Origin of the sequence: Lachnospira sp. CLA-JM-H23, from assembly GCF_040096425.1 — a bacterium.
Lineage (GTDB): Bacteria > Bacillota > Clostridia > Lachnospirales > Lachnospiraceae > Lachnospira > Lachnospira rogosae.
Genome location: NZ_JBBMET010000003.1, coordinates 217,578 through 229,555, shown reverse-complemented (window position 1 = coordinate 229,555; position 11,978 = coordinate 217,578). Strand labels below are relative to the sequence as shown.

At 34.2% G+C, this 11,978-nt stretch carries 15 protein-coding genes; 4 read left to right on the top strand and 11 right to left on the bottom strand.

All coding sequences use genetic code 11. From position 1 onward, the window contains the following. Positions 1–64 precede the first annotated feature (64 nt). On the top strand, positions 65–307 hold the full coding sequence (locus WMO42_RS05625) for a DUF6061 family protein (RefSeq protein ID WP_008397019.1): 243 nt from the start codon (positions 65–67) through the stop codon (positions 305–307). A 180-nt stretch (positions 308–487) separates the two neighbouring features. Here the strand turns inward: WMO42_RS05625 and WMO42_RS05620 are convergent, their stop codons facing one another. The 9 genes from WMO42_RS05620 to WMO42_RS05580 form a co-directional block, all read right to left on the bottom strand. Next, on the bottom strand, positions 488–850 hold the full coding sequence (locus tag WMO42_RS05620; protein WP_008397018.1) for a hypothetical protein: 363 nt from the start codon (positions 848–850) through the stop codon (positions 488–490). A 138-nt stretch (positions 851–988) separates the two neighbouring features. Continuing rightward, positions 989–1,672 (bottom strand): hypothetical protein, encoded by a 684-nt coding sequence (locus tag WMO42_RS05615; protein WP_008397017.1) that lies wholly within the window; start codon positions 1,670–1,672, stop codon positions 989–991. Continuing rightward, positions 1,672–2,307 (bottom strand): ABC transporter ATP-binding protein, encoded by a 636-nt coding sequence (locus WMO42_RS05610; RefSeq protein WP_015559483.1) that lies wholly within the window; start codon positions 2,305–2,307, stop codon positions 1,672–1,674. The genes WMO42_RS05615 and WMO42_RS05610 overlap by 1 nt, the downstream gene beginning before the upstream one ends. Positions 2,308–2,321: 14 nt before the next feature. Continuing rightward, the gene (locus WMO42_RS05605; RefSeq protein WP_008397014.1) at positions 2,322–3,122 is read right to left on the bottom strand and encodes a hypothetical protein; all 801 of its coding nucleotides are present in this window, start codon (positions 3,120–3,122) and stop codon (positions 2,322–2,324) included. Beyond that, the gene (locus tag WMO42_RS05600; RefSeq protein WP_008397012.1) at positions 3,109–3,939 is read right to left on the bottom strand and encodes an ABC transporter permease subunit; all 831 of its coding nucleotides are present in this window, start codon (positions 3,937–3,939) and stop codon (positions 3,109–3,111) included. Before WMO42_RS05600 ends, WMO42_RS05605 begins: the two co-directional genes overlap by 14 nt. A 54-nt stretch (positions 3,940–3,993) precedes the next feature. Then, positions 3,994–4,413, bottom strand: coding sequence for a hypothetical protein (locus WMO42_RS05595; protein WP_008397010.1), 420 nt, complete (start codon positions 4,411–4,413; stop codon positions 3,994–3,996). 18 nt (positions 4,414–4,431) lie between these two features. Further along, a complete protein-coding gene (locus WMO42_RS05590; protein WP_015568874.1) occupies positions 4,432–4,578 on the bottom strand; it encodes a cyclic lactone autoinducer peptide in 147 nt (48 codons plus the stop codon). 229 nt (positions 4,579–4,807) lie between these two features. Beyond that, positions 4,808–5,479 carry a hypothetical protein gene (locus tag WMO42_RS05585; RefSeq protein ID WP_008397007.1) on the bottom strand — a complete coding sequence of 224 codons (672 nt, stop codon included), beginning with the start codon at positions 5,477–5,479 and terminating at the stop codon, positions 4,808–4,810. 15 nt (positions 5,480–5,494) lie between these two features. Further along, the gene (locus WMO42_RS05580) at positions 5,495–6,016 is read right to left on the bottom strand and encodes a M57 family metalloprotease (RefSeq protein WP_008397006.1); all 522 of its coding nucleotides are present in this window, start codon (positions 6,014–6,016) and stop codon (positions 5,495–5,497) included. Between the two features lie 337 nt (positions 6,017–6,353). Between WMO42_RS05580 and WMO42_RS05575 the strand changes: the two genes are divergently transcribed. From WMO42_RS05575 to WMO42_RS05565, 3 genes are read left to right on the top strand one after another with little or no spacing between them, the layout of a single operon-like run. Beyond that, entirely contained in the window at positions 6,354–7,706 is a 1,353-nt protein-coding gene (locus WMO42_RS05575; RefSeq protein WP_008397004.1) for an ATP-binding protein, read from the top strand. After that, positions 7,703–8,437, top strand: coding sequence for a LytTR family DNA-binding domain-containing protein (locus WMO42_RS05570; RefSeq protein ID WP_349191769.1), 735 nt, complete (start codon positions 7,703–7,705; stop codon positions 8,435–8,437). Before WMO42_RS05575 ends, WMO42_RS05570 begins: the two co-directional genes overlap by 4 nt. Beyond that, entirely contained in the window at positions 8,434–9,000 is a 567-nt protein-coding gene (locus WMO42_RS05565; protein WP_008397001.1) for an accessory gene regulator B family protein, read from the top strand. Before WMO42_RS05570 ends, WMO42_RS05565 begins: the two co-directional genes overlap by 4 nt. Before the next feature lie 74 nt (positions 9,001–9,074). Here WMO42_RS05565 and WMO42_RS05560 read toward each other — a convergent pair whose 3' ends face one another. Together WMO42_RS05560 and WMO42_RS05555 are read right to left on the bottom strand one after the other, a co-directional pair. Next, positions 9,075–10,640 carry a MobA/MobL family gene (locus WMO42_RS05560; RefSeq protein WP_015559481.1) on the bottom strand — a complete coding sequence of 522 codons (1,566 nt, stop codon included), beginning with the start codon at positions 10,638–10,640 and terminating at the stop codon, positions 9,075–9,077. Positions 10,641–11,694: 1,054 nt separating this feature from the next. Then, a complete protein-coding gene (locus tag WMO42_RS05555) occupies positions 11,695–11,928 on the bottom strand; it encodes a helix-turn-helix domain-containing protein (RefSeq protein ID WP_008396997.1) in 234 nt (77 codons plus the stop codon). Positions 11,929–11,978: the final 50 nt, after the last annotated feature.

Genomic DNA, 11,978 nt, shown 5'->3' with positions numbered 1-11,978 from the left:
AATCGGCTGGAACTGGTCAAGATGCTTCTACAACTGAAACAGATAAGAGAAAGGACTTTGCAATATGAATATCGTTCATGCAGAATATAATAAATATCACAACATCATAGACATCAATTATTACAATGGCTACATACTTCGGATTGACTGTGGCAAGGCAGAAGATGGATTGATTACTACTCCTAACTCTCAACGAATGTTGGATGCACTGGCGATTGACAATCCACTAGAATATGCCCGTTTGTATCTTGATTCAGAAATGCAAGATTGGGTGAATGCGATGAATATGGAATGGTATAGCACTTGATAAAAGAACATAAAAATGAGAAGAAATCTGTCAAAAGTATTTCTATAAAATACGATATTTCTTTAGCCCTTCCATAAATAATGAAATAGAGCCGATAACTCACAATCGAAATAACGAGTGATTCATCGGCTCTATATTTTATGGTTATGGATATCATGAGTATCGCTTTATATGCAATTGCTATTTTGTTAATTCCCAATATTTATGACCCATAAAGAAGATTGTTAATTCGTTTTGATCTACTTCTATCTCAAAATTCACGCTATTATCTCTCTGTTCCACAAAAATCATATTTGAGGAAGATATGCTATATAATGCATTGCCACAGGTAATACCCAATTCGGGCATATCTTTGTTTACAACAAGTCCTCCATTTTCTTGAAAGGTAAACACTTCCTCTGCATTTGCATTCTTCCATGTACCAATAATATTTTTTTTATTCTGAATGTGCTTTATTTTTCCAACACATACAACGATAAGTATAGCTACACTTACAATTAAAGCAATGCCTACAACACTCTTTGCCAATTTCTTTTTATTCAATTTCTATTATCTCCATTTTTAGTTTCTTTAAGATTGAATGATTCCATATTGCTTAATTCAGTATCTCCATGAATTTCTAACATTGATACGCTTCTCACAGGAAATAGAATAGGAGAGATTCATTCATAAATAATTAAATCATTCATACTTACCTGAATTTGTAATGTTTTTCCATATTTTCTCATAATTATCTACTATAGTTTTTTCTGAGGTCAAAAATGCAAACATAGATATACTTGAATAGAGAGTTTCCGCCGAATCAAAAACCACACAACTTTCATCATGAGTTAGATTTCTCTTTGAATATATTTCCGATACAGGCATAAATGAATTTTCTTCCTCTTTGGTGTATTTATACCCATCAATACATCCTAGATTTTTTAAAAATATTAAATAAGTATCTTCGGTCTTCAGATATTGCCATCCGTTAGTGTAAAATTCTTCACCTCTAACAAATGATACAGGTTCTATAATGTAAATACAGTCACCTACTGAAAGATTAGCAGAATTATCCTTATAGATTTCCTCTATTTTTACCATTGTTTTTGTTGATCGTAAACTCATTTCACGAGAATTTGTTACAGTTATACGAGCTATTAAAGAAGAATCTTTTTCCATATCATCCAATGAGTAATTACTTTCATTGTTAAAGTAAGAAGTTTTCTGCCCTCCTGTATAGAAAATTTCCATAGCTGTATTTTCTGATAAAGCAATATCAGGATCATGAACCCCTGTAGTTGTTTTTATCCCAGTCTTTCCATAGAATAAGGCTGTCACCATACAAATGATTACAACACAGATAGTTAATACAAATTTCTTCATTACATCAACTCCTTAATTTTACCAAATTCCATGCATATCTTCTCATCCGCTAATATTTCAATATCTTCTTTATTATGGCTTGTCAGTATAGTAATGGTATCATTCTTTTTTTCTTCCAATATACGTTCACGAAATAAATCAATGCTATGCTGATCCAATGCGTTAGTTGGCTCATCCAAAAGCAAAATTTTTGGATGTTCCATCAGTGCTTGACAAAGAGCTAGTTTTTGACGCATTCCTAATGAATATTTATTTACTTTTTTCTTTGATTTGGGATCAAGACCAAAGTATATCATTATTTCATATATTTCTTCATCTGATACAATTCCTTTTATATTGGAAAGCATTTTCAAATTTTCAAATCCTGAATACATACTCCAAAAAGAAATATTTTCAATAACAGCTCCTAAATCTGGTAAAACATCCATATCTTTATGTAATGCCTTGTGATTATATTTTATGTATCCTTTGTCTGTATTTATAAAACCTGCAATGGCTCTGAGTAGCATTGTTTTACCTGAACCATTTTTACCATATATTCCATATATTTTACCAGATTCAAATGTATAACTGATATCATCAAGCACTTTTTCACCTTTAATTGACTTTGAAATAGATTTTACATATAAATTCATGGATATCATTCACCTCACAATATTTGTTTTTTTTCGCAAAGAAATTTACCTATCCACACCAAAACAGCGGATGATATAACTGAAATGAGACAGCTTGACTTAAAATTCAATAAATCTATATTGCTTGTAGTCCATTCGTAATTTTCTTCGACATAATATATAATAAGCTTGTTATGCCAATTAAATAAAGGAATATGTAGCAAGGAATAATGCCAAATTTTCCATATAACATTTCCCATTGAAAAATAAAATCCACACACCATTACTGGAATAAAAAATACAATAAATGCAACGATGTATCCTATAATTGAATCTTTCCAAAATGAAAACAAATAACTAATCATTTGCAAATGAAAAATCTCTATCAATAGCATAAAAATAACTTTGAAATCTTCTAAGCCATTAGAGGTATGCTCTACAAAAAGAAAAAACAAATAATCGGAAACAACTACAATACAGTCACGTAATATCATTTTTATTAATATATCCTTATAAATTATGTGTTTTTTCCCATAACGAGGAAGTAGAATTACCATGTTATCATTTGCATCATTAAATAAGTCCATTGTAAGATAACAAATCTCAAGGATAAACAAAATCGCAAAAAATGATAAAGATATAAGGTCAAACGAATGATCTATTAGTATTCCCCCAAAATATATTTGTGAACGTACTCCTTCTGTTATTGTAACCAGACTATTATGAAACCCCAAGTACACATTAGCATAAAAATATCTAATTACAAATGTTATAAGTGATACTAGTAAGCATTTTCCAACATTAACATTCAAAATTTTTTTCTTATATAACTTCATAATTTTTTATTTTTCTCTGTATAATGCCAATACTTAATCCAAAAATAAGCAATATCAGAACAATTTCTCCTATTATATTTCCATGAACATTAGGCATAATATAACCTTGTATAGAGAATTCATTTAGCCCAAAGACAGAAACAATCAAATTAAAAACAATATAGAATATAAACAAAGCACCAGGTATCTTTGCGAAATATAGAACTTTCATTTTGTTATAATATGAAAGAGCATAAGCTAAGATAGCTAATCCCGAGCCAAAAATTCCGTAATTAAAAATGTATATTAGATTATATAAAGTTGGATGTTGCAATCTCACCATATCAAGAAAATTGTCAGCGTTATATGATACCAAACCTATAGCGTAATCAGGTTCTCCCCAAGCACTGTCATATCCATGTATTGGATATGTCAAGTGGCATAATAATAAATTTATGAGCATTGGTATTGTTATTGTCAAAAAGGTTACAATCAGAATGCCAAATAATTTTCCTGCTAAATATTTCTTTTTCCCGATTCTTTGAATAAGTAGGATTGAACTATTGCTTTTTTCTTCTCTTATTAAGGAAAGTGATGCAATAATTGTTGCATAAACAGGCAATAACAGATACATTATATATGGAATATATGCCGCTTCAGTGCCCTGTAATACGAAATTTTCATTTGCTGAACGAATAAATTGATAACTTTTTCCTATATCATTTTTTACACATAAAATATACGAAGCAATATTTAAAATCATTAGAGCAATAAAAACAACTTTATATTCTGCACGATCAATACAATGTTTGATTTCTATAAGAACCATTTTTTTCATAATCTTTACCAAAAGGGCATAAACCCACGAAGAGGTTTATGCCCATCCCTTCTGTTATCTAAAATCTACATTTCCACTTACAAATGCAGTTGATAATTGAGATTGATAATTTTCCATTCCCATACCGACCTGTGTGTTAGTAGAATTATAACCGCTCTTGGTAAAGATTAAATTACAAGATCCTGTTCCAACACCCTGCTTATACTTATTAGATATTTTACTCTTGCTGTTATTGACAGCCCAGAAATTTGCGTAAGAGGTATTGGTAATTGCTGTTACCTCATTTGTGATGTAATCATCGGATGTTGTTTTTGCATGCATAGAGGTAAAGTTATTAGTCTTATTCAGTTTAAGTGCATAAGCGGTGTAAGATGCCGCCTGAGAATATGCTGCTGAAGAAAGAAATACACATCCTGCACAAAACAAACCAATACCTACTTTTGCAATCTTCTGTTTTAAACTTTTTAACATCATAGTCAATTCCTCCCAATCTTATTTTTTTAACTGCGTTGGTACTTTTGGTTCATACAACAAACCACGGCACAATGAATTTGCATTACTTCGAGCAATAGCAGTCACTGCCTGAAGTACGAGACGGGCACTTTTCTGGGGTGCCTTGTTTACTTGCTTATTGTCCATCGTTTTCACCCCCCCCTCCTTAATTGTCTGACAATTACAGACAACTTTATTTGTTTACCATGGTATGTGCTTAATATAACAGAGTATTTAATTTTTTTCAATCCCTCTATGCACGAATGGTAGCCCAACATGCACGAACTGTTCTACATATAGGTATAAAACCGAAAAGATGGCAGATAGGTTAAGCACCTACCTGCCATCTTTAATCTATATATTTCAGAAATAATGATTAATTATTGTCAGTCTCATATATAGATTTATAACGCTCTCGATCAACTGGAATAATCTCATTATCATTAGCATCTTTATATGTAATAAACTCATCGTATTCTGTAACTGATTTTTCCTCTGAGACAGAATTAATAGAATACATATTCGAATCGTTACACATTACATTTGAATTTGGACCAGAAATTAGTAACGAACCATCCTCTTGTGCATATGCCAAAAAGATATAAATGGAATTTTCGGAAGGCAGTGAATCATTCTCAAACAGATAAATAGCATCTTGTTTTTCTGAAATTCCGCCTTGTTTAACAATAGGAATAGGTTTATCTGTAATAAGTTCACCTTTTATATTTTCGAGAACCTGAATAGTATAATTAGTGTAAGGCGAACCGACCTCCTTAGGATTTCCTTTTTCATCTTCAGTCGTTATAACATTTCGATACTCGGTTCCATCGCAACTGACAACCTTTGCTACAAATACGTAATCACAGATACCAACAGCTTCGCGAATGTTATCAGTATCATATACAAAAGATGCGTGCATCTGGTGGATTGGCAAGTTAGATACATTTGTATTCAGTTGACTTGCATTATTTTTGGATGCACATCCTGTAAAAAACATTCCTACGATAAGAACAATAGACAAAATACCATAGATACTTGATTTTTTCATAGCGTTCTCCCTCCCCTAATAATTATTATATGCGGCATCATATGAATCTTTATCATTTTGAGATAATGCCTGCGTACTAGTATGTCCCGTAATTGCTGCATCCATAACATCTGTTGAAGTACTGTGATCCAACCCTAATGCATGTCCCAATTCATGTGTCGCTACATTCTGTTTTTTACTATTACTATAACCGCTCATATAATAGGTATTGAGTTCAATTTTACCACTAGAATATGTCATGCCTGCCCATCCATTCGAAGCATTGACATCGCTTACGTATACATCTTCTACAACAAAAGCACTGTCTTTTCTGATTACTCCAGATTTATATGCATTCCATGTGGCAGCCCCAGTGTTAATATAACTCATGTAAGTGCTGTTTCCGTCATAGTCTAGATGTTTGCCAGAATCAACAAGATCCCATGTTTGTACATAAGCTTGTGCAAATGCCGTAATAGGAAATAGCATTGCTATAGCCATTAAAGTTATAATGCTATACAATAAATGATTTTTTAAAACAGATTTTTTAAAATGCATACTCCTTCACTCCTTTTCAATCATGTAACAACGGTTATCTTCAATTATTCTTAAAGGTTATCTTTATGAAAATTGAAACGCAACACATACTAGTACACATTATATATCCTGTTAATATTCCTAAAGTACGACATCTTATCATCTCCACTCCATATTATAGATTCTCAGAATACTTAAGATGTAGTAGTATACCTTGAATATAACAAAATCTTTATACTTTTCAATACCTCTATGCATGAATGGTAGCTCACTATGCACAAACGGTAGCATATTATGTTGTGTACCTACTTTATTGATGATAAAATATGACGGAGAATGATTAAAGGAAGTGGTAGCTATGCTATATATTGACTCAATATGGGAATATATTGTTAATTTCTTAGAACTGGCATTGTTTATAATATTTATCCATAAAAAATTGCGTATTCGAGCAAATTATAAACATCAAGCAGTTTTGATGTTTCTTTTCGTATCATTTCAGTTTGCTGTGTTATGCACGCTGAATAAAATGGGAATATCATCCTACAGCACTTTGATGTCATCTTGTGTTTTGGACATTGGATATGCAGTATTGTTCTATCGTGATAGTATAATTCGCCGTATCTTTTGGGGCTTTTCGTATTCCATCATTTGCTTAGTTGCAGAACAGATTTCGTTCTTTATTCCCGTTACTCTTTATAAAGGAGCGTCTCTGGAGCTATTATTAGGTGGAACATTACGGAAGCCATATACCATGTTATATTTGGCAATGATAGCTGTTTTTGTCTTGTTATTTCATTCTATTGGAAACAAAGACATATCTCTTTCACCGTTCCAAAAAGTTGCATATATTTTCATCGCAATTTCTGGACTTGCAATCGGGCACTACATATTAAGGCTGACTTTGGAATCTGTTGATAAATTTGGTGATTCATCCTTTTCAGCTAGGCTATCATTGGTTGACTTGTTTTTTATTATTTTATTTTTAGTATTGATGCTATACATATACCAGCTAGGTTATTCAAAAGAAGAAAACATACGATTACTGGAAGAACAAAAGATTTATGAGCTGGAAAGGACTGAGTTCAATAGCTTATCTGAGACAACTGAACGATTACGAAAAATGAAACATGATATGCAGATTTATGTGGATGCAATCAACGTATTAGCAAAAGACAAGAAATGGGATGAACTTATAGCATATACAGAGCAATACCATAACACTCTTGCAACTACGCAAAGTGCCATAGCAACGGGAAATATTGCTATTGACTGCATACTTACCGCAAAACTTGATTATGCTGAAAAACACGGAATTAAGACAGAATATTCTATTATGGCTCCTGAAAATTTTCCGCTTGATTCTGTTGAGCTTTCATCCATACTTGGAAATATATGGAATAATTCCATTGAAGCAGGAGAAAGACTTATAATCTCTGATCCAACCGAGCATCCATACATTTATTTTTATATTAAACCTTACCAGAATATGATACTGATTCACATTGAAAATAATTATGATGGTGTGATAAAAGGTAGCATTGATGGAGACATTTTGAGTGTTAAACAAGGAAAAGAACATGGACTTGGGATAAGACGAGTAAAAGAGCTTGTAGAAAAGGCAGATGGCGTATTGCAGATTACATCTGATAACAAAATTTTTTCCGTACATATTATGATACCGGATAAGGAGAATAACAAACTACTATGAAAATGAAAATAACCATACTTGAAGATTCTGTGATCGAATCAGAACGGCTGAAAAATGGAATAAGAAAATACGGGCAGCAATATGATTGGGATATTGAAATTGACGAATACGAATCGGGCGAAGAATATTTTTCAAAAAATTCTGAAGGCACAACTATACAGGCTTCAGCATTTTTCCTTGACATACAAATGGGGCAAATGAATGGAATTGAGGTTGCTAAACGCCTTCGTGAATCTGGTTATCAAGGTATTATTGTATTTTTAACAGCTTTTAGAGAATATGTATTCCGAGGATATGAAGTCAGAGCTTTAAACTACTTGCTAAAACCCGTCAAGGAAAATACTCTTTTTCTGTGTTTGGATGAAATCGCGAAGGAGTTATCTAATAATACCTACATATACCGAAACAAGCAGGAAATTGTAAGTATTCCCTATGCAGATATATTGACATTTTCGAGCAGATTACATTATGTGGATATATTGACCGTAGACGGCAAATGCTATGAACAAATGTCTACCCTAAATAAGATTATTGTCCATTTGCCAAGTGAATTTATCCGAACCCATCGTTCTTATATTGTAAATATGGCACATATCTATCGTATTACATCAGGAACGATTGAATTGTCAAATCATCTAACTACACAAATCGCACGTTCTTATTCCAAAGACGCGATAAGTGCTTTTGCCAAATATACAACAAGATTTGATACAAGCGGGGATTTTGAATGATTACGAAGTGGGCTACATCTATTGCTAATAAGTTAGCAGAACTATCCGGGGAGGATGTTTCTGCGGATCAATTAGAAATATACATATATGGCTTAGAATGTTTTTTGAATACTTTTATAACCATAGTGTTATTGTTCGTATGGGGAGTTTTATCACATACACTCGGCTATACCCTAATTTGGGTAATTACCTTTTCATTGTTACGACATTATACCGGAGGTGCCCATGCTCCAACGCAGTTAACATGTATCTTAGGCAGCTTTTTTCTCGGTTGTCTTGATAAGTGGGCTATAATCTATTTAAAGCCAACTGTACTAGGATATTTGATACTTGTCCTTATGTGTATATTATTTGCACCTATAAGTAACCATAAAATATGTTTAACCACCAAACAAAAATGGATACATAAACTTATTTCTGTGATAATTGTTAGCATTGGATTTCTGCTGTTTTATAAAATTGGAAACACGAAGATGAATACCACATTGTTTTATTCCTTTTTCTGCGTAATCATTCTTATGATAGTCGAAACAATTAAAAATCTAATGAGACACTTTAAATAGCAGGATGACTTTTCATAAATATTCAAAAAAGATAAAGAATTTGATGGTCTTTATCTTTTTTGAATTTAATTAGATTATCTAGCTCCTCTGTCTGATGGCGAACGATAGTTAAAATCTCTGTCCTGTTCCCGTTTCTGAACTTCTGCCTGTTTTTCTGCCAGCTTTCGATGGATTGAGTTTTCTCCATACTTGGAGTTCCATTCCTTGTTTGCTTTGACATAGGATTCATACTCGGACTTGCCTTGTTTATAGACTTGCAGGAACGCATCTACCGTTGGATATTTGTAATCCTGCACGATATGGGATAATCCCTGCTTCATAATCTTAATCGTTTCTGCGTATTTGTTAGACTGTGCCTGCAATTCCTTTCGTTTCTTTCCTTGGAATAATCCTGTACAGTTCTTCAAATCCTCGTCAATAAGGTCTTTTTTCACTTCCTGCGTATGAATGGCTCTGTTTTGTCGTTTAAGTTTCTCCATAATCTCTTCAAGTCGCATCTCATAATCGTGTGCCAGCTCAGACATTCTTGGTCTTGGCGGAATAACGGTCTTTTCTGCGGTAGTAGTAGCAGGTGCTTTGAATGGTTGGGTCACAGCAGGAATTGTCTGATTGTCTGTCTGTGTAACGGATGGAGCTGGTTGTTTCTCTTGTTTTTCATTTCTTCGCTCCATAAGGTCGGAGATTCTGGCTTTCTGTTGTTCCTGTTTCTGTATCAGCAACTTTATGAGTTCTTTTAACAGCTCGATTGCCCGAAAGATAATCATAAACAAAAGCTCCGGATGATTGCCATACTTGTGAATGGATTCCTTAATCGGAGTTGAAATCTGTTCCTGCTTTACCTTTAAGATTTCCTTTCGCTCCATCCCCGATACCAAAGCGTGATCCACAGTACGATTCCAGTCCTGTATGACCTTATTATTGAGTGTAATCTTATCTGCCTTTGGATTGTTCTTACCGATTTTCTTAGTGGCAAGATAGACATCCCCACGCTTGAATGCAGACAGCTTTTCTTTCTCATCTTTGACAAGTCCGTTGATGACATCGGTATAAAATACCTTGACCTCATCTAAGAAATGTTCCTGCTTAAAGCGAGCGTCCTTGATGGTAAACATCTGTCTTTCGTAGACCTCACCTTTCTTGATCACCTTACACCTTTTACGGATAGTTCCATTCTCGTCTAGGATTTCTTTCTTGGTACGAACATGATTACCTTTCTCATCATAGAACATATTTCTGGTGGCAATCTTTTCTATCGGTTCGTCAAGATAATTTCGTTCTGCAAAGATAAGATGGATATGATAATTCGTCTTTCGTTTGTTATGATGGAGTGCTGCAATACAATCAACACCATACCGACTTTTGAATTTATCCGTCATATATTTTAATAGTCCGTCTGGCGGATAATCCACAAAGGATTCCGGCAGGGCAATGATAAATTCTCTTGCTTCGATACATTTTCCCTCTGTACCGCTTTTCTTAAATTCTGCCTGATTGCACTTGGCAAGTTCTGTCCAAAATTTTCGGTCTGTGGTTTCATATACCGCATAGAGATTTTCCTGTTTTTTGTCACTGGAGATATAATAGATTCTTCCACGAACATTATGGAGCTTTGACATCTGCACAAATGAATTTCTTGGCATAGCGATTTCCTCCTTTCCCAGTTTTGATTTTGGAAAAGAGGACAGATAAGATAGATGAGATGTGAGTAGTAAACTTTCCCTGTGAGCGAGTGCATAGGCACTCGTCTTGCGAACACATCCGCCTTGTGGCGGCTAAGCCTCGCAGAGCGAAATACACAGAGTACAAAACGAAGTTTTGTGCGATGGGTGTATTTCGCTCTCAAACGCCGAGGGCTTGCTTATGAAGTTCACTTTTAGCTGTAACTGTTCCCTCAGCACCTAATTTTGTGCCTTTAATGGCACACTTTTTATGTGCCGTATCCGGCACTCCCTTTTCTTAACAGAAATGCTAGAAGATTGCTATGAAAATCAGCGAAACAATAGACGAATCCGTTAGCACTTTTGCCTTAACAATAGCATTGTTCTATTATTCAGACTTTTTAGCAAAAACCGTAGAAACAGTAGAAGTCTGCTATTAAAATCGAAAAAACAATAGCACGATTCGTTAGCATTTTTGCCCTGACAATAGCATTGTGTTACTTCGCTTACTTTTAAACTGTGTCTGGCAAGGAAGTGGTAGTAAAAGTTCCTATTAAATTTCATTTTTAATAGTGCATTGTTTTATTACATTTTGATTTTAATAGAGCTTTTTACTATTAACTCTTTGAAAATGTACCCCATAGATTGGACACTCAAAATCATAGTAGCGTACACTTTTTGTCATAGGTCGGACAGCTTTTTTCATAGCTACACTTGGTATGACTTCTCACAGCACTTTTTGTAAGTTGGGTGGACTTGTCCTACCAGTCGGCTTCACTTGGGTGGATGGTTGCACCCACTTCATTTTCTGGCTTGGGTGGACTATTCATAACACCTTTTGCATCTTGGGTGGACTTGTCCTACCAACAAGCTATAACTGGGTGGACGATTGCACCCATTCACATCCATCTTGTCCTCATTTTCCAAAAGTTCTGGTTGTATCTGAGGACTTGTCCGTGATATAATCTATTTGCGTGTAGGTATATCATGGCTTTTAGTCAGATACATACCAGAGGGATGGTCTTAGGACTGTCCCTTATTCATTTTTCATTGTTCCCTTGACCGCTTTTACTGCGTGTCTGTCTCGTAAATCCTTCCCCTCATTGAGAATCAGAAACTCGTCTAATCGTTCCCTGCGGATTAAGATTTTTCTTCCCACTCTAAGGATAGGCAGCTTTTCCCATTCCACAAGATTTCTAAGAGTGTTTCTTCCGATACCTGTATAGTCGGCAGCTTCTTCAATGGAGAGAGCAAACTTTAATTCTGTCATTCGATCACCTCATTCCTGCGTAGGATTACAAGTCTTGTATATCAGAGGAT